The organism is Sporosarcina sp. P32b (assembly GCF_002743335.1).
Classification (GTDB): domain Bacteria; phylum Bacillota; class Bacilli; order Bacillales_A; family Planococcaceae; genus Sporosarcina.
Genome location: NZ_PDZB01000004.1, coordinates 122,086 through 148,159 on the forward strand (window position 1 = coordinate 122,086; position 26,074 = coordinate 148,159).

Annotated in this window: 23 protein-coding genes; 6 read left to right on the plus strand and 17 right to left on the minus strand. The window is 40.4% G+C overall.

What is annotated here, in order from left to right:
* Positions 1-10: 10 nt before the first annotated feature.
* From CSV64_RS05165 to isdC, 3 genes are all read right to left on the minus strand, one after another.
* Positions 11-1,222: an NEAT domain-containing protein gene (locus tag CSV64_RS05165; RefSeq protein ID WP_099633720.1), complete on the minus strand. Its 1,212-nt coding sequence runs from the start codon at positions 1,220-1,222 to the stop codon at positions 11-13.
* An 89-nt stretch (positions 1,223-1,311) separates the two neighbouring features.
* Positions 1,312-2,718 carry an NEAT domain-containing protein gene (locus tag CSV64_RS05170; RefSeq protein WP_099633721.1) on the minus strand — a complete coding sequence of 469 codons (1,407 nt, stop codon included), beginning with the start codon at positions 2,716-2,718 and terminating at the stop codon, positions 1,312-1,314.
* Positions 2,719-2,720: 2 nt separating this feature from the next.
* Positions 2,721-3,383, minus strand: a complete 663-nt coding sequence (isdC, locus tag CSV64_RS05175) for a heme uptake protein IsdC (protein ID WP_233190406.1) — start codon at positions 3,381-3,383, stop codon at positions 2,721-2,723.
* 337 nt (positions 3,384-3,720) lie between these two features.
* On the opposite strand from isdC, the gene CSV64_RS05180 reads away from it, so the two are divergent.
* Positions 3,721-4,209 carry a hypothetical protein gene (locus tag CSV64_RS05180; protein ID WP_099633723.1) on the plus strand — a complete coding sequence of 163 codons (489 nt, stop codon included), beginning with the start codon at positions 3,721-3,723 and terminating at the stop codon, positions 4,207-4,209.
* Between the two features lie 51 nt (positions 4,210-4,260).
* Here CSV64_RS05180 and CSV64_RS05185 read toward each other — a convergent pair whose 3' ends face one another.
* Positions 4,261-5,037 (minus strand): TatD family hydrolase, encoded by a 777-nt coding sequence (locus CSV64_RS05185; protein ID WP_099633724.1) that lies wholly within the window; start codon positions 5,035-5,037, stop codon positions 4,261-4,263.
* 121 nt (positions 5,038-5,158) lie between these two features.
* Between CSV64_RS05185 and CSV64_RS05190 the strand changes: the two genes are divergently transcribed.
* Positions 5,159-5,947: a DUF817 domain-containing protein gene (locus tag CSV64_RS05190; RefSeq protein WP_369823498.1), complete on the plus strand. Its 789-nt coding sequence runs from the start codon at positions 5,159-5,161 to the stop codon at positions 5,945-5,947.
* Between the two features lie 131 nt (positions 5,948-6,078).
* Here the strand turns inward: CSV64_RS05190 and CSV64_RS05195 are convergent, their stop codons facing one another.
* The 3 genes from CSV64_RS05195 to CSV64_RS05205 all read right to left on the minus strand — a co-directional run bounded on the left by CSV64_RS05195 (position 6,079) and on the right by CSV64_RS05205 (position 7,763).
* Positions 6,079-6,762 (minus strand): peptidylprolyl isomerase, encoded by a 684-nt coding sequence (locus CSV64_RS05195; RefSeq protein ID WP_099633725.1) that lies wholly within the window; start codon positions 6,760-6,762, stop codon positions 6,079-6,081.
* A gap of 51 nt (positions 6,763-6,813) precedes the next feature.
* Positions 6,814-7,326, minus strand: a complete 513-nt coding sequence (locus tag CSV64_RS05200; protein WP_099633726.1) for a YehS family protein — start codon at positions 7,324-7,326, stop codon at positions 6,814-6,816.
* 74 nt (positions 7,327-7,400) lie between these two features.
* The gene (locus tag CSV64_RS05205; RefSeq protein ID WP_099633727.1) at positions 7,401-7,763 is read right to left on the minus strand and encodes a winged helix-turn-helix transcriptional regulator; all 363 of its coding nucleotides are present in this window, start codon (positions 7,761-7,763) and stop codon (positions 7,401-7,403) included.
* Positions 7,764-7,888: 125 nt separating this feature from the next.
* On the opposite strand from CSV64_RS05205, the gene CSV64_RS05210 reads away from it, so the two are divergent.
* From CSV64_RS05210 to CSV64_RS05225, 4 genes are all read left to right on the plus strand, one after another.
* On the plus strand, positions 7,889-9,007 hold the full coding sequence (locus CSV64_RS05210; protein ID WP_099633728.1) for an S-(hydroxymethyl)glutathione dehydrogenase/class III alcohol dehydrogenase: 1,119 nt from the start codon (positions 7,889-7,891) through the stop codon (positions 9,005-9,007).
* 4 nt (positions 9,008-9,011) lie between these two features.
* On the plus strand, positions 9,012-9,845 hold the full coding sequence (gene fghA, locus CSV64_RS05215) for an S-formylglutathione hydrolase (protein ID WP_099633729.1): 834 nt from the start codon (positions 9,012-9,014) through the stop codon (positions 9,843-9,845).
* A 241-nt stretch (positions 9,846-10,086) separates the two neighbouring features.
* Positions 10,087-12,348: a bifunctional glutamate--cysteine ligase GshA/glutathione synthetase GshB gene (gene gshAB / locus CSV64_RS05220; protein WP_099633730.1), complete on the plus strand. Its 2,262-nt coding sequence runs from the start codon at positions 10,087-10,089 to the stop codon at positions 12,346-12,348.
* Between the two features lie 887 nt (positions 12,349-13,235).
* Positions 13,236-14,087, plus strand: a complete 852-nt coding sequence (locus CSV64_RS05225; RefSeq protein WP_099633770.1) for a 5'-methylthioadenosine/S-adenosylhomocysteine nucleosidase — start codon at positions 13,236-13,238, stop codon at positions 14,085-14,087.
* Positions 14,088-14,286: 199 nt separating this feature from the next.
* On the opposite strand, the gene rlmH is transcribed toward CSV64_RS05225, so the two are convergent.
* From rlmH to CSV64_RS05275, 10 genes are all read right to left on the minus strand, one after another.
* Complete coding sequence (gene rlmH / locus CSV64_RS05230) at positions 14,287-14,766, minus strand: 23S rRNA (pseudouridine(1915)-N(3))-methyltransferase RlmH (protein ID WP_029054359.1); 480 nt, start codon at positions 14,764-14,766, stop codon at positions 14,287-14,289.
* Between the two features lie 411 nt (positions 14,767-15,177).
* Positions 15,178-16,422, minus strand: a complete 1,245-nt coding sequence (locus tag CSV64_RS05235) for a S1C family serine protease (protein WP_099633731.1) — start codon at positions 16,420-16,422, stop codon at positions 15,178-15,180.
* 106 nt (positions 16,423-16,528) lie between these two features.
* Positions 16,529-17,317, minus strand: a complete 789-nt coding sequence (locus tag CSV64_RS05240) for an MBL fold metallo-hydrolase (RefSeq protein WP_099633732.1) — start codon at positions 17,315-17,317, stop codon at positions 16,529-16,531.
* 11 nt (positions 17,318-17,328) lie between these two features.
* On the minus strand, positions 17,329-18,141 hold the full coding sequence (locus tag CSV64_RS05245) for a two-component system regulatory protein YycI (RefSeq protein ID WP_099633733.1): 813 nt from the start codon (positions 18,139-18,141) through the stop codon (positions 17,329-17,331).
* On the minus strand, positions 18,128-19,462 hold the full coding sequence (locus tag CSV64_RS05250; RefSeq protein WP_099633734.1) for a YycH family regulatory protein: 1,335 nt from the start codon (positions 19,460-19,462) through the stop codon (positions 18,128-18,130). Before CSV64_RS05250 ends, CSV64_RS05245 begins: the two co-directional genes overlap by 14 nt.
* Positions 19,453-21,276 (minus strand): cell wall metabolism sensor histidine kinase WalK, encoded by a 1,824-nt coding sequence (gene walK, locus CSV64_RS05255; protein ID WP_099633735.1) that lies wholly within the window; start codon positions 21,274-21,276, stop codon positions 19,453-19,455. Before walK ends, CSV64_RS05250 begins: the two co-directional genes overlap by 10 nt.
* Before the next feature lie 6 nt (positions 21,277-21,282).
* Positions 21,283-21,993, minus strand: coding sequence for a response regulator YycF (yycF, locus tag CSV64_RS05260; RefSeq protein WP_099633736.1), 711 nt, complete (start codon positions 21,991-21,993; stop codon positions 21,283-21,285).
* A 278-nt stretch (positions 21,994-22,271) separates the two neighbouring features.
* Positions 22,272-23,621 (minus strand): replicative DNA helicase, encoded by a 1,350-nt coding sequence (dnaB, locus tag CSV64_RS05265; protein WP_369802918.1) that lies wholly within the window; start codon positions 23,619-23,621, stop codon positions 22,272-22,274.
* Between the two features lie 24 nt (positions 23,622-23,645).
* Entirely contained in the window at positions 23,646-24,092 is a 447-nt protein-coding gene (gene rplI / locus CSV64_RS05270) for a 50S ribosomal protein L9 (protein WP_099633771.1), read from the minus strand.
* On the minus strand, positions 24,092-26,065 hold the full coding sequence (locus tag CSV64_RS05275; protein WP_099633738.1) for a DHH family phosphoesterase: 1,974 nt from the start codon (positions 26,063-26,065) through the stop codon (positions 24,092-24,094). The genes rplI and CSV64_RS05275 overlap by 1 nt, the downstream gene beginning before the upstream one ends.
* Positions 26,066-26,074 lie beyond the last annotated feature (9 nt).

Here is a 26,074-nt window from a genome sequence, read left to right on the forward strand (position 1 = left end):
CCTCCACTCATTATTCATTACGCATAACATGATTTTTCTTCAGTAGTCGACGTATCAATAAGACACCCGACAAACTACATAATGTGAACAGTATTCCCATTTTCATTATATCAAAGGGAATCGTTTGTTTATCTTGTACAGGGGGTTCCAGTTCTTGCGGTTCGCTTGCTACTTGCGTGACGACCTCAGCTGGTTCTTCCTTCACATCATCCACCGTACGATCAAATTCCAATTGCACTTCAGGAAGAAGAGGCGGTAACTCGTCTTGCTTTTGTACTTTTTCTACGGTCGACTTTTCTATCTTCTTTTCTTTTTCATTCGTGGTTTGTTTAGTTGGAGTAGTGTTTTTTTCAGGTTGCTCAGTTCGCTTAGTCAATGAAGATATTGCTTTGTTATCTGAAGGTACTTTGCTCAAATACTTCGCTATCTGTTGCTGACTGTAAGCAATTTGTAAAAACTCTTCCTGTACATGCGAGTTCTCAGACTCCTTCACTTTCATCCAGATACGGGTCCCTTTCTGGAAATCTTCTACTTCAAACTCCACAATACGTGACTTGTTTTGCGATATCACTTTTGGTTCTACTAAATTCCCTTGTTGCTCTACTGTGAAGCCTTTAACCTTACTCGGTTGAATAATCTCTAACTGGGCAAAATATTGATTGTCACGTGTTACAATGCGCAGTACTGGATTGACGTATTCATTCATTGCCGAAGGTTTACCGTCTGACAGCAATCGGTAGTGTATCGTATCATCACCTGACTGAATGGACTTCACTGGTTGAACGTGTTCAAATGCCGGTAAGGACTGCTCCTCGATCAACACTTCATATGAAAAGGATTGCAGTGCATGTTCTTTAGGCAAACGATATGTGCCCGTAAGTTCAATCTTGTGTTGCACATCCTCTATATCAAACTGAACTAAGTTTTCTGCTCGATCCAGTCGCGTGCTCGTTTTGATTCCTTGTTGCACGGCAGTGATTTGCGTTAGGATGTGATCATTCTTCGCCGCAATGGATAATGTATAGCGATCTTCCTTAACAGTTAACGTAGCCTGCTTAGTAAATAAAACATTTGTATCCTCGGCTTCATGTGATAAAAAACTTAGTTCAACTTGATACACATCATTTACGACTTCTTTCCGTTCGTTTGCGGTTACAGAATGAAAAGGAAGCCACGCAGAGATGAGTAGCAAAAGTAGAGGAAACAAAACCATTCTTTTCATTTCAGACGTACACTCCTTTACATATCATGTAAAACGACAGGAACTTCCTCCCGCTTTTGAAAAGCGAAAGGAAGTATCTGTATTTGATCTTATTTATTCATAAATTCTAATGAACCATATAGAATTTTAGCCATTTGTGTACGTTGTAATGAACTGCCTGAGCTGATCAAGACTTTACCGTTTGACTGAGGAGCACCTGTCATGATTTTTTCTGCATATAATAATGCAAATGCTTGCTTCGCTTCAGGATCTGTAATTGCTTTTCCATCTGCATAGAACGGAAGAGTTGTATCCCCTTTTTTGATCTCTTTACCTTCTGCAAATTGAATCGCACGGTATAGCATCAAAGCTCCTTGCTGACGAGTCAATGTATCGTTCGGGTTGAACTTTTCATTTGTTTGTACAATGCCTGCTTCTGCAAGAGCATTGATTGCGCTGATACGCTCTTTATCTGTAATTTTACCTAAGTCTTTAAATCCAACGTCTTTAGTTGTGTCGAGATTTAGTGCACGCGCTACCATCAATGCGAACTGTGAACGAGTGATGTTGTTGCGTGGATTGAAGTTAGTTGCTTCCTTAACGATATCTTTATCGAATAGAGCAAGAATCGCTGCTTTATTGCCGTCTTTATCGATATCTTTAAATGGATTTGCCTCTTTACTGAATGCAATTTGTACTTTATGATTTGAATCGTATTTGATAGGTCCTTCATTTACAATAACGTGAATTTCAGCATTCAATGATTTTGTTAGGTCAGCTACATTAAATTTATATGTTCGCAAGCCTGTTGATTTATCATCTGTTGCAACAGGTACTTCCTTACCGGCAATTTTAAAACCATGGATGTAACTGCCTTTAGGGAATTTCACTGTCACTTCATTACCGTTTTCTACTTTTTTTGAAGTTGCAACTGGTGACATATAATCATTCATAATCGAATCTTCTTTTGTTCCATCTTTATACACTTTTACGCCAATCTTACTAATTTCTTCTGTACCAATGTCTGCTTTAGCAACTGTTGCCTTAAAGTCAAATTCATACCACTTGTCCATGTTGGCAGGTGCGTATACTACATGGATTTTGCCTGGATATACTTTATCCGCTACTACTGGGAAAGTATAAGTCGTTGTGCCATCCGTATTTTTAACTACCGTCGCATCAGCGAACTCTTCTCCTTGTTTCGTCTGAAGACCTGCAATCATAGGTGCGGATTTAGCCGCAACCGTTACCTTCGCATATGACACTCCATCTTTTTCTACTAATGTCCCCTGTGGTACAAGGTGTCCGCTAATTGCTGGCTCAGGTGTGGTTGTTCCAGTTTTGTATATGTGCAAATCAATCACTTGATCCACTGCTACTGCCTGTGTCAAAGCCGATGCCGCTCGGTCGCTCGTGCTAATCGGGTTAGCCGATGCTGCTGTTGGAATAGCGATTGAAGCTGCTAATAATGAAGCAAGTACTACTTTCGTTGCGCGAGATGAAGTTTTTTTCGTCATAATTATTGTTCCCCCTGTTTTCTCTGGAATCTAGTTTTATACAATAAAAATGCAGAACCTGCTAATACAAAGATTAATAGGTACGGCGTTGAGTCACTGGTTTGTGGATTCTTAACTGGTACTTGAGTAGTTGGTTTTTTTGTGACTGTACTGGTACTAGTGTTGGTATTTGTATTTGTGTTCGTGTTAGTACTAGGTGGTGGGGTAGTAGTAGTTGCAGGTGGTTTTACTGCCGGTGGTGTCACGGCACTCTTGTCCTCGAATACTAAATCAACTGTATACTCGTGGTGGTAATTAATATGCTCTACGTCCACTTTCATTGGAATCTTCACTGGCTTTGAAATATCACTTACGCTAAACTCTACAACACGTGTATCTGCCTTTAGATCTTCATTGACTACTTCTGCTCCGCCTGCAGGCTCAAACTTCGTAATCCAAGAACTGTTCTTCAGCGTAAGCTGTACGATGGCAGAACCATTCGTTACCGTTACGAGTGCCGGTTTTTGGAAGTAATCATTCGCAATAGATGCGTTAGTGCTGTCCGGCTGATTGACTTGATAATTTAATTGCTGGGTACCGTCTGCTATTTTAGCGGATGCTTGCGGCAGACCTATTGTCAGCACGAAAAAACTTACAACTAAAAAGTATAAAAATGCTTTTCTCACTTGGACATAATCCCCTCTCACTTGTTCATTTTCATACTACATAAATCCACCGATTGATTTCCAGCCACTGGATATATTTCCACTTCTAAATTATCTCATAAATTGCCCCATACATGAATCATAGCAACTTACCATCTAGTAGATTATGACAAACATGTGACGTTTATAACATACAAATGAGAACAATTATCATTTAATATATCCTGTTTTGTCAGTAATGTCAATCGATTTTTGGAAAATTATTTCAATTTGAACTGTGTATCTTTCCATTAGTCACTAAATTGAAAGCCCTGCATAGTCTAGATAGATATGATTTATGGACGAAAGGGGTATTACGATGAATCTTCAGTCTTTTAGTGGTGTCGTCATGGTAATAAATGATTTCTATACGGGGCAAACTAGTGACGCGGGTTGCTACCTATTGATGACAGTAGATAATGGTCAAGGAAATGTCGTCAACTTTGTAGTGGAGCCGACAACTTATTTCGTCAATCACGTGAAAGTTCATGTAGGTGATCGCGTTACAGGATTTTATGATGCTGATGCTGCCACACCAATGATCTATCCGCCTCAATTTAGAGCGGTGGTTATGTCCAAAGATTCTAGGCGTGAAAACGTCAAAGTCGACTACTTCAATCGTCGCTTGCAAAGTAGTGATGGAACGCTTCAACTTAACCTGTCTCCACAAACTGAAATACTTTCGACGAACGGCCAGTATTTCACAGGAAATATAGCAGAGCGAAACTTGATAGTTATATATGGGGCCACTACAAAAAGCATCCCTCCACAAACTACACCACATAAAATCATTGTCATTTGTTTATGAGTTTTGTACTTAGAGAATATAGAGACACGCGGCTTGACGCGTGTCTCTATTTCATATGGAAAAGAATTGTTGTGTCGTCTTATGGATTTTTTTATATGCTTCTTCAACAGGTATACCTTTAATTTCAGCGATCCTATGCATACTTCTGTGGATCATAGAAGGATGTGTTAACTTTCCTTTGAAAATATGTTCAAAAGGCCACGGTCCATCTGTCTCTACCATTAACTGAGTTAACGGAACTTGTTTAACAATATGCTGAATCTTTTCACGATACGTAACTTCCGGAGTTACCGAAACTACATAACCGTTCGAAACAATTCGCTGCAATATTATATCGTCTCCTTTGAACCAGTGAAAGTGTGCTTTCGTAATTGAATACCGCTCTAACATCTCACACACCCTATCCGCATCTTCATAAACGGCATGTAATGTAATTGGCAAGTTATATTCAGCCGCCTTCCGAATAAAGTATTCCAACATATTTTTATATAGCGCTACGTCCACATTAGGTTGTTCTTGTCGCAAATAATAAGGTAGCCCCACTTCCCCAATTGCCGTGAGACAACCTGCATGGTCATCGATCAATCGAAGAATAGCTGAAAGCTCACTTTCACTCGGAAGAGCTTGTTCGGGATGATAACCTATAGCAGGTTTGATGCGTCTATCTCTTTTTGCAAACTCCATTTGCTTAACGGAAGATGTAAAATCATTTGATACCGCAACTATTGCCGTCACATCATGTACTTCTAATTCGCTCAAAATTTGAAGCCGCTCTTCCTCTTCATACATATCCAAATGAATATGTGCATCAATTATCTGTCTACTCAAAACTGATCACTCGCTTCCACTATACTGCTATGTTTCACGTGAAACATTTATCCTTAAATGAACCTAAACTATTATCTGAGCGTCATACTAATTTCCATTATGAATAAGTAGGCGGTGACATATGAAGGTATATACATTCCATTTGAAAACAATGAACACTACCCGACAACTCTTGAATTTCGGATGGCAACAAGCTTTAGCTTGCATTTTTCCTGTTATCATCTTCATCTCACTGGCACTTACACAAATTATACCTTTACCTTTCCTGCCACGATACGACTGGCTACTCCTCATTTTTATCGGAACTCAGTGGTGGATGGTACGATCTGGAATCGAGACACGTGATGAACTGAAAGTGATTACGTTATTTCATATCATTGGTCTAACTTTAGAGATATTTAAAGTACATATGGGTTCCTGGTCTTACCCTGAAGAAGGTTTTTTCAAAGTTTTCGGTGTTCCTTTATACAGCGGCTTCATGTATGCGAGTGTGGCAAGCTATTTATGCCAAGCTTGGAGAAGATTACACGTCACCCTAATTCAATGGCCACCGCTCTGGGCAGTTGTTCCGCTTGCCATCGCAATATATGGAAACTTCTTCACACATCACTATTGGATCGATATTAGATGGTGGTTGTCCGCGTTCGTATTAATTATTTTTTGGCGTGCTTCGGTTAGTTATTGGGTATGCGGAACACAGTACCGTATGCCCTTATCTCTATCATTTATATTAATCGGCTTTTTCGTTTGGGTAGCTGAAAATATTGCTACTTTCTTCGGGGCTTGGACCTATCCCAATCAAAGCGAGACATGGCACCTCGTTGGTATAGGTAAATTAAGTTCTTGGTTATTATTAGTCATCGTCAGCTTCCTCATCGTAGCCACGTTAAAACAAATAAAAAAGAAATAGATATGTATATAGTAACAGGCTAATACTTCTCTATGTACATTCTCTCGGAAGAGTGTATTCCACGGGAAATAAATGAATATGCACTATGAAAAACGCAGCAGGCTCAATAGCCTACTGCGTTTCGTTACTGATTAATGTGTAGTTGGTTTAGGGTAGTCAAAGCCTTTTGTATCTACTTCAACTGTCTTCATTTTCTGCTCTTTTATAGGCTTATCCATAGCATCTGTTTCATTAGCTACAATAGCATCCACGGTCTCCATGCCTTCCGTCACTTTACCGAAAGCTGCATACTCGCCATCAAGTGAAGTGTTGTCGTCCGTCATGATAAAGAATTGTGACCCTGCAGAGTTCGGCTCTTGCGTACGTGCAGTTGAAATGACACCACGCTCATGCTTCATATTATTTTCAAAACCGTTTGAAGAAAACTCCCCATCAATAGAGTATCCTGGTCCACCTGATCCATCACCTGAAGAATCTCCGCCTTGAATCATAAAGCCTGGAATTACACGGTGGAAAATCAAACCATCGTAATAGCCATCTTCAATTAAAGAAATGAAGTTTGCTACTGTATTCGGTGCAACAGTCGGCTCTAGTTCTAAGACGATCTGCTCATCGTTTTCCATCGTGATTGTCACGATAGGGTTCTCTTTTATATCTGCCGAGTAATCAACCGCTGCTTCTTTAGGTTGCTCTGTAGGTTCTTCTTTTGGTGTCTCCGCTGTTTTTTCTTCAGTTGCTTTGCCACACCCTACTAGAAAAATGGCCAATGCCATCACACTTATTAGGAAATACCATGCTTTATTACGCTTAAACATATGTTTCTAACACTCCCTATTATTTTATATCTGCAATTACCTATAAATCATTTACTGCTCACGGTAGCGTAATGCTAATCCTTTTAGGAAGTTTCGAGCGTATCGATCGCCACACGGTTTATAATTTCGGTGGCCTTCTTTACGAAGAACAGCACTCAATTCATTTTTAGAAATCGTAACACCTGCATTTTCTAATATATCGAGCATATCTTCACTTGTGAGAGATAATGCAATTTTAACTTTCTTCAGCAAAATGTTATTGACATTCCGATGGCCTTCCTCTGACATGAGGAATGGTTGCGGACCGTTTTCAGCATTCTCCGGTACTCCTCTTTTGGAGCTGATTAAACCATTCAGAAATGACTCTAACGTGATATTGTCGATTTCCTTGGCATATTCATTCATCTGCATTTCATCCGTGCTATCCTCATTTGTTTTCGTTAACATCTCTCTAACTTCTGCTCTGTTTGTCTTTAGTCCGCCTAACGCAAACATTTCTACAACTGCTGAATCTTTTAGATCCAACGCATAGCGTAATCTACTTAAAATATCATTATTATTCATGTAATCACCTGTATCCTCTCTAGTCTATTGCTGTGATTCTTAGTATAGCCTGATTCGTTAGAATTTGTCTTCATTCAATCGATTGAAGTTGCTTCTGCCTCATTTTCAATTGTTTGTATAAACTGATCACCGAAATCACAAATTGATGTAACGACTGGTTCCAATAATAAACCGATATCACTTAATTTATACTCCACTTTCGGTGGCACAACAGGATAGACGTAGCGTGTAATGATTTTGTCCTCTTCTAATTCACGTAACTGTCTGATTAGCATACGTTGATTCGCATCAGGAAGCTTTTTCTGCATCTCGCTTAGTCGTAATGGCGATTCGTGTAGCAAGCACCAGATAATCGCAATTTTCCAACGTCCGCCTATGACGGATAAAGCTAAATCCTTACTAGTGAAATACTGCTTATCTTTATAATGAATGACCATATTGCTTCACTTCTTTCTATACTTTTCATGTTCATAGTGACAAAAGAGTCAGTATTGCATGGTGAATTATAATATGTAATGATAGAAATGTAAACACTATAAAGTAAAAGAAAGAAGGGCTTCATTTGAAAAGTAGAGCAGCTGTAGCATTCAAACCTGGAGAACCACTTAAAATTGTAGAAATCGATGTAGAAGAACCAAAAGCTAATGAAGTATTAGTCAAAATTCTTTACACTTCTGTCTGTCACACAGACGCATATACATTATCCGGCGATGACGCAGAAGGAGTATTTCCTGCTGTTTTAGGTCATGAAGGCGCTGGTGTCGTAGTTTCAGTAGGTGAAGGTGTCACTTCTGTTAAACCTGGTGATCACGTGATTCCACTATACACACCTGAATGTGGGAAATGTAAGTTCTGTCTATCCGGTAAAACTAACCTATGTGGCGCAATTCGTGAAACACAAGGTAAAGGATTAATGCCTGACGGTACTACACGCTTCTCTTACAACGGAGAGCCTATCTATCACTACATGGGAACAAGTACATTCAGTGAGTATACTGTCGTGTCTGAAATCTCCCTAGTGAAAGTAGAAGACCACAACGTACCTCTTGATAAAGTGTGTCTATTCGGATGTGGCGTCACTACGGGTATTGGAGCTGTTCATAAAACAGCGAAAGTAGAAGAAGGTGCTGTTACGGCTGTCTTCGGTCTAGGAGCTATTGGTTTAGCCGTTATTCAAGGACTAAAGCAAGCTAAAGCAAGCCGCATCATTGCAATCGATCTCAATGAAGATAAATTTGAACTGGCGAAGAAGATGGGCGCAACCGATTTCATCAACCCTTCTAAATTCGACAAGCCAATTCAAGAAGTCATTGTAGACATGACCGACGGCGGTGTAGATTACAGCTTCGAATGTATCGGTAATGTCGAAGTCATGAAAGCTGCTCTTGAATGCTGCCATAAAGGTTGGGGCGAGAGCATCATCATTGGTGTCGCGGGTGCCGGTAAAGAAATTCATACACGTCCATTCCAACTAGTTACAGGTCGCGTATGGCGCGGATCTGCATTTGGCGGAGTAAAAGGAAGAACTGAATTGCCAGGGATGATTGATGACTACATGGACGGTGAAATTGATTTAGATTCGTTCATTACACACCAACTAAACTTTACCGATATCAATGAAGCATTTGATTTACTGCATAAAGGTGAATCAATTCGATCAATACTAACATATGGAGAGTGAGATCATGAATGTAGAACGCGTTGAGCAAAGACGATCTTTTGGTGGGGAACAAAACAAGTACAACCATTATTCAGAAGTCCTCAAGTGTGATATGACATTTAGTATCTTCTTACCGTCAAATACAGAGCAAAAAGAAATACCTCTCATTTGGTTTTTATCGGGATTAACATGTACGGATGATAACTTCAGTCAAAAAAGTGGTTTCCAGAGCTTGGCTGAAAAACATCAAGCAGCAGTAATAATTCCAGATACATCACCACGCGGAGAAGACGTAGCAGATGATGAGGCATTCGACCTAGGACAAGGTGCAAGCTTTTATCTAAACGCAACACAAGAGCCATGGGCAACGCATTATCAAATGTATTCGTATATAACGCAGGAGTTAAGTGAACTTGCTGCTACTCTTGTGCCTAACTTCTCAGGTAACGAAAGCATCATGGGTCACTCGATGGGTGGTTATGGAGCATTGATGATTGGAATGAAGAATGCAGATCGTTTTAAAGCGATTTCCGCGTTCTCTCCGATTTCAAGTCCAAGTGATGTTCCTTGGGGAATCAAAGCATTTACGACGTACCTAGGCGAAGACAAAGCGACCTGGAAAGAGTGGGATACTGCTGAGCTAGTGAAGGAAGCAGGTATTCCCCCCATTCTTATTACGCAAGGAACTGCAGATGGCTTTTATCCCGAGCAATTGAATGAGAAACCGTTCCTGGAAAATGCGAAGCAGCATAATCAGGCAGTGGAATATAACAAAGTAGATGGCTATGACCATAGCTATTTCTTCATCTCTTCTTTCTTGGAAGAACACTTTGATTTCCATATGAAGAACTTGGGATAACTTGAATTCATGTAGATAGTTGAAGACTGTAGAAGGGGGTGCTTACTATAGGCCGTGGTAAGCCACGCCTATGGGAATGCGTCCCCCTGCAGTGTCTATCAACGTTACATCTTCCTATTGCATTCACCTACATTGACGAATGTCCACATTATTTATGATGTGGATGTTTTTGTTTTTAAGAGCATATGAACTAAGATAGAAGGAACGTATTAAAATCTATTACATAGGAGGGACAGTTACGATGGATCTAAAGAAAATGTTAGCCGATGAACGTGTGAAGCCGTATGTTCTGAAAGCTCGGTACGGTATTGAAAAAGAAGGCCAACGCGTGGATCTGGCAGGAAATTTAGCGAAGACAGATCATCCTGCAAGCATTGGAATGGCAGATGAACATCCGTATATTCAGCGCGACTTCTCGGAAACGCAAATGGAATTGATCACGCCTGTCCTGAACACACGGGACGAATTATTTAATTATCTATCAGCTATCCATGACGTGGCATACCGCTCCATGGGCAAGGGTGAAATGTTATGGCCATTAAGCATGCCACCTGCACTTCCCGAAAAAGAGGAAGATATCAAGATTGCCAAATTGGAAAACTTCGAAAATGTTCTGTATCGACGCTCGTTGGCTAATTCATACGGTCGCCGGAAACAAATGATTTGCGGGATCCATTTTAACTTTGAATTCAGTGATGAATTGCTCGAGAAGCTATTTGATTTACAGTCCGAGATCGATAATTATCAGTACTTCAAAACAAACATTTATTTAAAGCTCACTAGAAATTACTTATACTACCGCTGGCTTGTGACGTACTTTTACGGTGCCTCCCCTACTAGTGATGAGAACTTCTATGGTTGTGATGACCAGCCTAATGAACCGGTCAGAAGTATTAGAAGCAGTAGATTTGGCTATGTGAATCACGATGAAGTGAAAGTTTCATTCAGCTCAATAGAGAGGTATATTGAGGATTTATCTTGTGTTGTAAATAGAGGTTTGCTTGTGGAAGAAAAAGAATTCTATACCGCAATGCGCTTACGTGGAAGCGAGCGTGTAGAGGAGTTCTTGACTGAAGGTGTTCGTTATGTAGAGCTACGAAATATTGATTTGAATCCTTTTGAGACAAATGGAATCAGCTATGAACAAGCGGAGTTCTTACATATTTTCTCCCTGTATCTTCTACAGAAAGATGAACATCCAGAAAGTGATGAGTATGGAAAGATAGGCGATGCGCGGAATGATGTCGTTGCGCTTGAGCACCCATTATCACATACAACATTTGAAGCAGAAGCGTATGAGCTAGTTGATGGTATGGAAAATATGGCTAAAGAATTGGGCATCCCTGTTTCCGACTCGTTATTTAGCAATTTGAGAGCTATGCTAGAAGATCCTTCGAAGACCCTAGCCGGTAGATTGTATACGGAAAGCCAAAAAAGTAGTCAACATCAAGTAGCTTTGGAAATGGCAAGAGAAACCTACGCCAATCTATGGGAAAAACCGTATGAGTTAACGGGCTTTACGGATATGGAATTGTCTACGCAAATCCTCATGTTTGATGCATTTCAACATGGTATCGAAGTAGAGATTTTAGACCGTCAAGATCAGTTCTTGAAGCTGAAATTACGGGACCATATAGAATTTGTCAAAAACGGTAACATGACAAGTAAAGATACGTATGTCTCCACTTTGATTATGGAAAATAAAACGGTCACGAAGAAAATTCTTCATCAAGAAGGTTATCGTGTGCCAGGTGGTGACGAGTTCAGTAATATAGAGGAAGCTTTGCGTGCCTATGAGATGTTCGCTAAGACACCATTTGTTGTGAAACCAAAAACAACGAACTACGGAATCGGCATATCTATCTTTAAAGATGGCGCCAGTTATGAGGACTACGAGCAAGCCATCACACTTGCATTCGATGAAGACTCGTCTGTCTTGGTAGAAGAGTTCTTAGACGGCACAGAATACCGTTTCTTCGTGCTACACGATATAGTCCTTGCCATTATGCTCCGCGTTCCTGCAAACGTCACAGGAGACGGCACACACTCGATTAAGGAACTGGTTGAAGAAAAGAACCGTGATCCACTAAGAGGTACAGACCACCGTACGCCATTAGAACTTATTCAGCTGGGCGAACTAGAAGTTCTCATGCTGAAAGGTCAAGGCTATCAACTGGATTCAATCCCTAAAGATGGTGAAATTGTCTACTTACGTGAAAACTCCAACGTTAGTACTGGTGGAGACTCAATTGATGTAACCGATCTGTTTTCCGATGATTATAAGAAGATTGCAGTAGAGGCAGTAGCCGCTCTAGGCGCAAAAATCAGCGGAATTGATTTCATCATTGAAGACCTCGATGTGCCAGCAGCGAATCCAGGTGCGTATGGCATCATTGAAGCGAACTTTAATCCTTCGATGTATATGCATATTTACCCTTATAAAGGTGAAACACGTCGAGTGACGACAGATATATTATATTACTTATTCCCTGAACTGACTTAAAAGTCATACAAAATGAAACGGCCCCTTTCCTTTTGCAGAACATCTGTCTGCAATATAGAAAGAGGTCGTTTTTCGTATAAAGAGTAATTCACTTAGGATACGGTTCTCTAAATATTTCCATACCACGGGACCTGGGTTGATGCAGGTTCATGCAAAGCCAAGTAATATAACTCTTTTTTTCAGTTATCTTCTAAAATTACTTTTTCGGGATAATTTTACATACAGCATAACTTAAAATTCTCTTACGGCACGCTTCGTTATTTCTTGTGTCTTTGGCTTTCCATGTTGATAACACTACTCCCCCAACTGTAAACAGTGAGCCGACAATTTCCACCACCGATTAATGATTTATATAATTAAATTAAACCCATTATCATCGCTACAACAAAGTAAATTCCTATAATCGTACCAATAGTCCCCTATACGAGTTGTTAACTTTTCAGTTTAAAAAATTCTAGAAAAAATCCTCCTACTACATAAGTATTTCACTAGGAGTTGTATACAAATGATAGTAATTTAACTCGAATCGTTCGTTATTTATAACATATTCTTGTAAATATACAATTTTTGAGAGCAGGAAATCACCCGATGACGTACAATTGAAATATTAATTAAATAAATGTTCGTATACTGATTGAAAGCATAAAAAACCTTTGATATAATCAAATCGTATTCATTGTAATAGCACTTTTTACTACCTTCCACATAAAAAAGGCAATAGATAATAAGACTCTACTAATACATAGTTCATTTATATCGTCATACCTTAACCACTATTTGTTACTAGTTAGACTAATAAAATCTATAATGCACAGGGAAAAGTAGATAGCTAAGGAATACTATTCGATTGAAATTATTTCAGAAATGAGGAGTTTTCTTTGAAGAACATGAAGTTAGTTGGTTTTATTGTATGTATGGTTTTCCTAGCGACAATAATTTCGGGCTGTAACTCGGCTACTACTAGTACAGCAGATACTGAACAACGTCCGATCATTGTGCAGGGACCCATGCCTATTGAAGCTGAGAAGTTTGCTGAAAAATTAAGCGACATGGAAGTTGAAGAGTCGGGGAACTTTATTTTTTATAAAGGAACTATCGATGAATACCCTGTAATTGTTACTAAGACTAGTAAAGGGATGGAAAACACTGCAGCCGCTACTGCATTAGCAATTGAAAAGTACGACCCAATTGCTATTATTAATCAGGGAACTTCAGGCGGACATGATCCGAACTTACATGTATTTGACATTGTCTTGGGAAAACGAACCGTCAATATTGGTTCTATGAAGACTGAGTCTGCCGAAGAAAACGAAGGAATGAATCCATCATTATGGAAGCCGATGGACCTTATGGCTTCTGAAGGCAGTGCCGGAGAGGATCCTGATGCAGAGAAGATTCGCTACTTTGACGGCGACGATGAATTATTAGCAGCAGCCAATGCGGTTAAAGACCAATATAAAAAAGGTAAAGTTGTTGAAGGTACTATTGGATCTGCGGATCTTTGGAATAACGAAGTCGACCGCATAAACTGGTTCCATGAAAAGTACGGTACTTCTGTTGAAGAAATGGAAGGTGCTGCCGCAGCACAAATCTCGGATAGTTACAATGTTCCTTTTTTAGGTATACGTATTCTTTCAAATAATAAAACTAATAACGGTCAGTATAATCCAGAAACTGCTTCAGCCAATCAAGACTATGTATATCTCGTTTTAAAAGAATATATCTCCAATTTAAAATAGATGATTCTAAAATGTAAGTAAAACTAGAAGAGAAGGGTTTGTTCCATAGACCCTTCTCTTCTAGTTTTTAGCGTTTAAATAGCTCAGGCAGTATAATCAAAAAGTGTGAGATGTATACATATCCTGCTATAAAAAGCGAATTGGAATGAGAGTATGTGATTTTCTAATTCCATAACCTAATCTTCAACTTTTTTGATGTCTATTTATGATAAGGCTCTCCCTTAATAATCCGAAACCCGCGATAAATCTGCTCCACCAATACCAACTTCATCAACTGGTGTGGAAACGTCATTTTAGAAAACGATAATTTCTCATTCGAACGCTGCAATACACTACTATGTAAGCCGAGCGATCCGCCAATCACAAAGACAATCTTGCTTTTTCCATAAGTCATCAATGAATCGATACTGGCTGCGAATTCCTCGGAAGTTTTCATTTTCCCATCGATTGCTAGTGCAATGACATGCGCGTCTGGTGCAATTTTCGCTAAAATTCGATCGGCTTCTTTCTTTTTAACGATTTCCATGTCGGCTTCGCTTAGTGTTTCAGGTGCTTTTTCGTCTGCTACTTCGATTAATTGCATTTTTGCATAACTGTTCAAACGTTTTGTATACTCTTCTATTCCTTGTTTCAGATACTTCTCCTTTAACTTACCCACGGTCACAATTGATATATTCACAGTTTATCCACTCGCCCTCTGAATGTTATGCACAATACTTATACACATATCCACAATCTTATCTACATATTGTGTCCGATTATTTGTTCTGTACTACATGTCAATTTCTCTGATTATTGTATCACACTTTTGTGGATAACTTTTTATCTGCTTTATAATTTGAAGAGGTTTATCTAATTCCCAGAAAAAATGAAAATACCCCAACCTATTGACCTGTAAGGGATTAACCCTTGTCACTTTAGTTTTATTTATTATTTTTGAAACATTTTCTTTTACACAATATTATACACATTATTTCGATTTTATCCACAATTGGATAACTTCATAAAAAAATCAGGCATCGTAGCGCATTTTCGCTAGATGCCTGATGTGGACTGAAAGTTATTCACTATGTGGACAATGTACTTTCTCTTAGAATGTATTTCCGTCTTTCAATACCATTTCCAAGTCCAGTTTCTTTCCATCTCGATAGACTGTAATTTTCAATGGATCGCCAATTTCTTTTTTATTATACAAATACTTACGTAGACTGACCATATCCGTCACTTTCTCTTCATCCAGCTGAACAATTGTATCATACTTCTTCACGCCAGCTTGTATTGCAGATGAATTCGGCATGACATCTGTTACGACGACACCTTCCGTTACTTCTTCAGGCAACTTCAACGTCTGTTGCTGTTGCTGAATGGGGATTTGTTGGAGATCAAGTAACGATACACCCATTGTCGGACGATTTACTTGTCCTGTTTCTTCTAAGTGCTCAATAATCGGTAATGCAATGTTGATTGGAATAGCCAGTCCGATTCCCTCTACTGTTGCTTCAGAGATCTTCATGGAGTTGATTCCGATCAATTGACCTGCCATGTTAATTAAAGCACCACCGGAGTTACCTGGGTTGATCGCAGCATCTGTCTGTAAGACGTCTGCTTGCCAATCGACATTTCCATCTTTGTTTAGATCCATTGGAATGGATCGGTCTTTTCCAGAGATTACACCTACCGTAACGGATCCTGCAAAACCAAGTCCTAATGGGTTACCAATTGCAATAACTGATTCCCCACGTTTTAATGCATCTGAGTCACCGAATTCTATCACTGTATCGACGTGCTCTGCATCAATCTCGACTACAGCCAAGTCCGTCCATAGATCACTGCCGATTAATTTCCCTTCAACCTTCGTACCATCATCAAAACTAATTTCGAGTTGTTCGGAATTTTCTACGACATGGTGATTGGTAACAATATATGCTTTGTCGCCTTCTTTTTTATACAGGACACCAGAACCCGATCCGGCTTCTTGAGTAGACGTTGTGGAAGACCAGAAGTCTTGGACTGTCTGGATATTTGTAATACCAACAACCGCATTTGCGACGTCACCTACCACATCGGTAATTTCGCTTGAGATGTCCATTGATACTTGCGCATGTTCCGAGTTAGTCGTGTCTTTCGTTTGTTTAGACGTTGCAACATCGACGTTACTTGATGAGCCAGTTGCGTACATCGTGACTAAAAACACGATAAACCCACCCAATAGTGCGCCAAGTAAGCCTGGCCAAAAACTGCCTCTACGTTTTGGGTTACGTTTCGGTTCTACCGGTGGAATCGGTTGTTGCCATTCCGTTTCATCTTTTCTTTCTTCTCTTCTTTCATCATCCATTCGCATTTCCTCCTTATCGGTAAGTATTCCTACATGTACTGTACCCCAATAACTCTTTGTAAATGCAAAAAGCCTCACTAATTTAGCAAGGCTTTTCGCATTTACTTCAGACTAGCACAAGCTCTGTAGATTCTGATGCATCCGTATCATGCAAGTGAACAAATTCCCCTGCACGAATGCCGCAATCTTCGAGGGTCTGTGCTACGCTCATGCGCGCCAAGTCTTTCATATTGTTATCTAAGCTAAGATGAGCTAAATAAATATGCGCTTCTTTTTGAGTTACTACTTCACTCATTGCGACAGCAGCATCTTCATTCGATACGTGGCCTACGTCACTTAGTATACGACGTTTGATAGACCATGGATAACGTCCCATCTGCAGCATGCTGACGTCGTGATTGCTTTCGAATACAAAGCTGTCAGCTCCGTGGATATGACCCTTCATACGGTCGCTGACGTAGCCTGTATCCGTAATAATCGCCAGTTTGCGGTCGCCTTCATTGAACGTATAGAACATTGGGTCGGCTGCGTCATGGGATACAGCAAATGACTGGATATCCAGTGAGCCAAATGTTTTCACCGTTTCCATGTCAAAATGGAAACGCTGATCAACGGGAATCTCTCCTACTAGTCCGTCCATCGCCTGCCACGTTTTAGCGTTGGCATAAATAGGCGTTTTATATTTCCGGGCGAGTACGCCGATTCCTTTAATATGATCACTGTGTTCATGTGTGACGAAAATGCCGTCAATTTGTTTCATCGAGCGATTGATCGATCCAAGCAAACCTTCAATTTTCTTACCGCTCATGCCGGCATCTACGAGAAAAGCGTGCTCTTCTGTCTCTATATATAGCGAGTTGCCTGTACTACCACTCGCCAAAATGCTAAATCGCATGTGGAAAACTCCTATTCTGTTGGTTCTTCTAACATATCCGTTTGGAACTCAATGACTTTTCCTTCAATCGCATTGATGAAGTAATGTTCTATCGTTCCATCCTTCAATTTTACCTGAACATTCCACGTCGGTGCAAATACTTGAGTTTCTGTCAGCTGAACAAGTGTCGAATAACCCGATTTGACTTGCATAACAGTGGAATCGGGTTTCAGATAGCCACGTGTAACAAGTGAGGAGACCGCATCGTCTTGCGACAGTAAATCCTTTTTATGATTAAAACTCAAGAACTCGTCGAGCATACGTTGTTCGTAATGCGTGACTTCGCCTTCTTTGTCCCAGTGTATGATGAGCATGGCGTTTGGACTGTAGAAGATGGTTTCGTTCTTTACCCGTTGAAAGAATACGGCGCTCCGCTCTTCTTCGTCCACTTCCCAGAGCACGTAATCTTGGCCATTGAGCACATACTTCTTTAAGAACTCATCAAAATCATAATCGCCTTTCTCCTCAATTACTTTTACATCTTTTTTCATGTGGGATAGTAATCGTGATTTTTCGATTAAGACAACCGATTGATCACTTAACTCTTCTAATTTCTCAGTAGGAAAGGTGGCAAGATGGGCCGACAAATACGAAACATCTTTCTTATTGAAAGGAATAGGATCATACGTAATATTCTCTAGTGCTAAGGTTTCTTCAACTGAAGTTTTACCGAGAATCTGCATATTTCCGACACCCATTTGCCTGTCCAAATACAGCCAATACAGAAAGACATTGAGAATTGAAAAGACGATGATAAAGATTGTTTTGGTTCTATTCCAATCCAATCATACCACCTCCTTGCAATTCTTCTGGAGTGAAGCGTAACCAGTTATCCTTAATGAGATAATACCAGCAAGGCTGTAAAATAATTAATTCATCATCAATATCATGAATCATATAATAGCCTGGAGTGATTTCCTCGATCATATCAAAATCTAGTTCTTCTGATTCTCGTAAAGCATTCGCCACTTCTACTCCTGAAGGTAGTTCCAGCTTCTTTTGTTCCTGTTCAATTTCCACATCTAAAGTGTAGTATGGGCGTATATATTTGAAGACGCGATCATCTCCCCATGTCTCCGTAATTTCACTCATCCCTGATTGATCACTAAAGACGGGCAAACCATCGACATATAGCTGGAAACGGACATAGCGGGAATATGGATTCATATAGGCATAGCGGAACTCATCCGTCCAACCACCATGTTCATTAATGAAATCGATAGTATTCAATAACAATTCTGAAGGGAGCATGAAATCCTGACTTTCCACTGCCGGCATGACATAATTCAACCTTTTGATCTCGGTATCGATATTCATGAAAGCATGATCATCTCCATATTCTTCATGCGTTGAGTCGACTTGATTACGCCGTACAGCATTGGGGTCACTGAATAACGCATCACGGAAACGTAATGGTTTGATCTCTTCTTGATAATACGTCTTCCCTATAGCGATGATAGGATCTTTTGGTACAGCAAGAAATGGTGCGTTGCCACGATCGATTTCCGTATACTCATCGAATGATTGACCGACATCCACTACGTTGCGCAGGAAGCTAGTTTTATTCGGTAGCGTCACTTGCATCTGATAATGTAAGCCGCTCATTTCACTGAGTAAATGAATAACTGGTGCTTGAGTCGATTGACTCCAATCAATGATTAGACGATTAAAGCTGGCTTCTGGAATATTTATGTCATCTACTAATAATACATTGTCATATACTTGCATGGGTACTTCACCCGTGAAGTAGAACGTCATTTGGCTTGGTTGCCGTAAGATTTGTGCAATATCAAACTTATTCATGTCTTGTCTTACTAGTTCAAGATCAGATAAATCCCATGTATTCATTTCTGTCAGGATCCTGTCAATCTTTTCGGTATCCGTAGAGCCCAGTATCTGATCTTTTAAATTCGTGATGATTTTATATGGCTTAATGATTTCATCGATTGTTTTCTTCTCAGAAATGGATATATCGACAGTCTGTAGTTTTTCCATTGGCTCGTAATTCGGTGAATAGTTCCAAATTGCAAAAGTGAATAGGACACTCAGTGAGACAAGCAACAACAATACGATGGATTTAATTGGTTCAATGTATTTCAATCCCACTCACCGTCCTCTTGTTGTTCAAATGGCAACTTGAAGAAGATCGTCGTTCCTTTTCCTTCTTCACTCTGCGCCCAAATATCTCCTTTATGTGCCACAATCATTTCTTTAGCAATAGCAAGGCCGAGGCCAGTTCCACCAAGTGCACGGGAACGAGCTCTATCTGCACGATAGAAACGGTCGAAAATTCGATTGACATTGGATTTAGGAATCCCCATTCCATCGTCCGAAATCATTACTTTAATATAATCACCTGAGACCGTTACACCGAAGCGAACTTCTCCGCCATCCGGCGAATACTTCAAGGCGTTAGAAATGATATTGTCTAGTACTTGCGTTAATTTGTCGGTATCGATCTCCACGAATAGGCTACTTGAATACAAATTCCGTGTGAATCGTACATTTTGCGACTTCGAAAACTCAAAGCGCTCAATAACAGCGTTGAAGAACCGGTTAAATTCCACCCATTCTTTATTCAATTCATATTCTTTACTGTCCATACGTGAAAGTTTTAGTAAGTCATTCACAAGACGGATCATTCGCTCGGTTTCATTTTGCGTAACATGTAAGAAATTCGGAGCAATCTCCTCATTGCGCCAAGCCCCTTCCGCCAATGCATCAAGATAACTACGCATTGTAGTAAGTGGTGTACGCAGTTCATGTGAAACATTTGAAACGAACTCACGACGTTCCATATCAATCTTCTCTTGCTCCGTATTATCATGCAATACGACAATTAAGCCGTTTACGAATCCTGTTTCGCGCTGGGTAACAGAAATAGTTGCCCGTAAAATATATGCTTGATCTTCTGTACTAAAGTCCAGTGGAATCGATTCTCTCATCTGGATCAATTCCTCAAACGTATACTCATCGTCTATACCCAGAATGCTAGCGATAGGTCGATTGATGACAAGGTCATTCGTTACACCGAGCATTTGTAATGCCGAGTCGTTAATTAAGCTAACTCGTCCTTTGCGGTCAGTTGAAATGACACCATCTGTCATGTTTTCTAGAACCGAGGCTAACTTTCGCCTTTCACTCTCAGTAGTGGACTGCGATTCTTGCAGCTGGTTAGTTAAGTGATTGAATGCGATGGCCAGCTGACCCATCTCATCCGATCCATACACTTTAACCTTTCGTGTGAAGTTCCCTTTGGCCATTGCCTGAGCTTGTCGCCGCATGTCTGAAATTGGTCGGGTAAATGCCCTGGCAATAAAGATCCCGACTATTATTGTAATAGTTAGAGACACAGCGGCCGCCCCTGCCAATATTCGATTGATTTCTTCAATTTGTTGAAAAACCGATTCAATATTGGCTTCCACATAGAGCGACCCTACAATTTCATTGCCGTTAAAGATCGGTTTGGCTAAGGAAAGGACGCGATTATGAGATTGTGGATCAACCATCACGACATCTTTCATCGTCTCTGATGTAATAGTTTTTCTTACATTATCATTAGTCGAATGTTGGCCTACCCTCATTTGATTGTCGAATGAAGATGTCGCCAGAATGCGATACTTGGGGTTTATAACCTGTATTTCAATAATGTCATCTGAAGTGAACTCGACCAAGACATTTTTTAAGCTTTGTTCTAGTGTGGGATCACTGTCTTTACGTTTTTTTGTAATCTCTTCCCGCACACTGAACTCGACTAAATTCATACGGTCTACAATCGAATTCGTAAAGTTATCTTTTAATGTTTGTTCCAATTCACGAGCAAAATACAGCCCGATAATTTGCATGGACACAAGTATAAGCAGGACATAAATCAAAACAAATTTAACTTGAATCGACCGAAAAAAACCTACCTTATGCATAAAGGCTTACTCCTGTTCCGGATCGCGCAAGTAATAGCCTACACCACGTCTCGTGACGATCCAGCTTGGATGACTCGGCGTGTCTTCAATCTTTTCACGAAGACGTCGAATCGTTACATCGACTGTTCGTACATCTCCGAAATAATCATAGCCCCATACGGTTTGTAGTAAATGCTCACGTGTCATCACTTGACCAATATGTTTAGCTAGGTAATACAGTAATTCAAACTCACGATGCGTCAGTTCAATTGTAACTCCACGCTTTTGAACATAGTATGCATCAGGTTGGATAACAAGTTGACCTACCGTGATATCGTTTGTTTCTTCTTCCTGGTCTTCCGCTATAGTTCTTGCGTGACGACGCAGGTTGGCTTTAACTCGAGCAATTAATTCTCTTGTGCCGAATGGCTTAGTGACATAATCATCTGCGCCTAGTTCAAGTCCTAAGACTTTATCGATTTCCGAGTCTTTGGCTGTCAACATAATAATAGGGAAATCATACTTTTTCCGTACTTCTCTACAGACTTCCATGCCGTCTCGTTTAGGGAGCATGATATCAAGTAGCATAAGGTCTGGCTGGATCTCTTCTACACGGTTGATAGCATCTTCACCGTCGTATGCGCAAAAGACGTTAAAGCCCTCCTTTTTCAAATTAAATTCTATGATGTCTGCGATGGGTTTCTCATCGTCTACAATAAATATCGTTTTATTTTGCATGATTTGTTCCTTTCTCACCGTAATTGGCGATTAAATTTTCAGCTATTTTTTCTTTCCATGACTAAATTAAGTAATGTGAAATTGTGTGGTACATGGAACACTAATCTATCTCTTCTATGGTTACAGCCTGATTCTAAAGCTGAAATATATCTTTCCATATCCTTTAACTCTATCACGATTTGTGTAAAATCGCACTTTTTCAGATGGGGGCGGCTTGCTTGGAACGATGAAAAAACAGCGCGTCCTTTTCTACGGTGGTAGAAGAAGAGCGCGCTGTTTTATTCATAAGACGGAGGCGATTCGTGCTGACTCCAGTCGATATTAAGGAATTTATTGTATTCCTTTGCAAATGCTAACGTTACCGTACCAGTTGGGCCGTTACGTTGCTTGGCAATAATGATTTCAATCATATTTTGCATTTCGGTTTCTTTATCATAGTAGTCTTCCCGGTAGAGGAAGGAGACGATATCGGCGTCTTGCTCAATACTTCCTGATTCCCGAAGGTCAGACATCATAGGGCGCTTATCTTGGCGTTGCTCTACACCCCGTGATAGCTGGGACAGCGCAACGACTGGGATTTTTAGTTCACGAGCTAATGCTTTTAATGAACGGGAAATCTCAGATACTTCTTGCTGGCGATTGTCGCTGCCACGGCCGCTTCCCATGATCAGCTGCATGTAGTCAATCATCACCATACCGAGACCGTGTTCTTGTTGCAGACGTCTACATTTCGAACGGATTTCATTCACTCGCAGACCTGGACTGTCATCAATGAAAATTCCTGCATTTGATAACGACCCCATAGCCATTGTCAACTTGCGCCAGTCGTCAGCTTCAAGGTTTCCTGTACGCAGTACTTGTGCGTCAATGTTGCCTTCTGCACATAACATACGCATGACAAGCTGTTCGGCACCCATCTCTAAACTGAAGATCGCGACGTTCTCTTCTGTCTTCGTTGCCACGTTTTGCGCTACGTTCAACGCAAACGCGGTTTTACCAACAGAAGGACGAGCCGCCACGATAATCAAGTCATTACGCTGGAAGCCTGCCGTAATCTTATCCAAGTCACGGAATCCGGTTGGAATTCCTGTTACATCACCTTTACGTGTATGCAATAATTCAATATTGTCATACGTCTCCACTAATACATCTTTAATATGACGGAAGTCACCCGCATTTTTCCGATTGGACACTTCCATCATTTTCTTCTCGGCTTCACCAAGTAAGGCTTCTACTTCGTCTTCCCGTGTGTAGCCGTCTTCCACAATGTCAGTTGCAACGCGGATCAATCTGCGTAACAAAGCTTTTTCATCAACAATATTTGCATAATAGACGATGTTTGCAGCAGTCGGAACTGCGTTGGCAAGCTCTGTAATATACGAAATGCCCCCGACGTCTTCGAGCTCATTTTTTACTTTGAGCTCTTCGGCGATTGTCACCAAATCGACTGGCTGACCTCTGTCATTCAATACAAGCATAGTTTCAAAAATCTTTTTATGCGCGATCCGATAGAAATCTTCCGGCATCAATATTTCAGATGCGGTTATCAGTGCCTGTGGTTCTAAAAATATTGCACCAAGAACCGACTGCTCTGCTTCGTTGTTATGCGGAGGTGTGCGCTCGATCATCTGGTTCAAGCTATTATCTCCTTATCATTCTTCTGTAACATGCACTTTAAGTGTAGCTGTTACATCAGGGTGTAATTTGATCGGAACATTTGTAAAACCAAGTGCACGAATTGGCTCAGGTAATTCCATCTTACGGCGATCTACTTTAATTTTGTTTTGCTTTTCTAACGCTTGTCCAATCTGCTTGGACGTAATAGAACCAAACAGACGACCATCTTCACCCGTTTTCGCCTGTAGCTCTACAGTCAACTTTTCAACTTGCTCTTTTAATTCTTTAGCTTCTGCCAATTCTGCAGCTGCATCCTTTTTCTGGCGATCCTTCTGGCCTTGCAATTTACTTAAATTACCTGGAGTCGCTTCAACTGCTACATTATTTTTCAATAAAAAGTTTTGTGCATATCCAGTTGAGACCTCTTTCACTTCACCTTTTTTACCTTTTCCTTTAACATCTTTTAAAAAAATAACTTTCATCATTCATTTCCCCTCTCTACGTATTGATCTAGTGCGTCCTTTAACATAGTAATTGCTTCATCCATCGTGTCTACACTTAACTGGCAAGCAGAATTTGTTAAATGACCGCCACCACCCAACTCTTCCATAATGACTTGAACATTCAATTCGCCCAATGAGCGGGCGCTAATACCAATTCTTCCATCATCACGCTTTGCTACGACGAATGATGCGGAAATACCTTGCATAGTCAATAAGATATCAGCTGTCTGCGCGATCAGTACGGAGCTATGAACAACATCTTCTAGACCTCTCGCAATCGCAATATCTCCATTACCCGCAAATTCTACGGTTTCAATTAGTTTTGATCGTTCAATATATGTCGCAATATCTTCTTTTAGTAAACGCTGTACTAGTACGGTATCGGCACCATTCGTTCGCAAATAGGAAGCGGCTTCGAATGTGCGAGAACCTGTCCTAAGTGTAAAGCTCTTCGTATCCACTACGATACCTGCTAGCATCGCTGTCGACTCTAACATTGTCAACTTCTCATTCTTTGGCTGATACTCCAGTAATTCCGTCACAAGTTCCGCTGTGGAAGATGCATAAGGCTCCATATAAACGAGCACGGTGTTATTAATGAATTCTTCGCCTCGTCGGTGATGGTCAATTAATACAACCTTCTGGGCCTTATCCAGTACACGCTCATCTATAACCATACTTGGCTTATGTGTATCGACAATAACGACCAACGAACGCTCCGTCATCAATTCCAACGCCTCTTCAGGCATCACCATATGGTCATATAATTCTTCATCTTGCTGTACTTCATCCATCAAACGGCTAACACTAGCATCGAGCTGATCAAAATTAACGACGACATAGCCTTCAACGCCGTTCATCCTTGCCATCTTACGTACACCAATCGATGCACCTATCGCATCCATGTCAGGCATTTTATGACCCATAATGAACACACGGTCACTATCTTGGATTAAATCACGTAGTGCGTGTGAAATGACACGTGCGCGTACACGTGTACGTTTTTCAACAGGATTTGTCTTACCACCATAGAATTTCAGTTTCCCATCATGGTGTTTAATTGCTACTTGGTCACCGCCACGCCCTAGAACTAGATCCAGGCTCGACTGAGCTAACTCACCAAGCTCTGTAAGCGACGTAGTACCTGTCCCTACCCCAATACTCAACGTAAGTGAAACACTGTGTTTAGATGTGTTCTCACGAATCGTATCGAGCAACGCGAACTTAGTCTTCTCCAATAGTTCTAGTGTACCTTCATTGAAAACAGCCAAGAAGCGCTCAGAAGAAATTCGTTTTACGAAGATCCCATATTCATCTGCCCATTGATTGACCAATGAGGTAACGAGTGAGTTCATCTGGCTTCGTGTCTGGTCGTCCATTGTCTGAGACAATTCATCATAGTTATCGACCAATAAAATCCCAATCGTCGTTCGATCAGCATAGTAAAGGGATTGTATCTTTAAGCGTTCTGTTACGTCAAATAGATAGATCAATTTCTCTTCCGGTTTATAGTACACGCGGTACGAGCGATCATTCAATACGATGACATCTTGCTCACTGTCTTCTCTAATGACTTGACGAAATGCTTCATTCATTTCGTAGAGCTGTGAACCAATCCAAGTCTTGTCGGGATATATCGAATTGATAAATGGATTGACCCACTCTACTAATTGCTTATCATTCAGCAAAATAATCCCAATTGGTAATTCCAGCAACGCTTCTTCTCCTACCCTTTTCATCCGGTAGGATAAGGTTTCAATATATTTCTCTGTTTCCAGATAGTTCTCATTCTCTACTTTCCAAGCGGTACCTAGAGCAAGCGCATAAGCAACTGCAAAAAACAGTCCTACCCAAAAGTTTAATAACATTAGTAGTACGGAACCTACCGCTCCAAGTAGAGACAAGAATGCTAACGGAATTCGTATCCCACGTTTTTTATAAAATAAATTCAATATCTCATC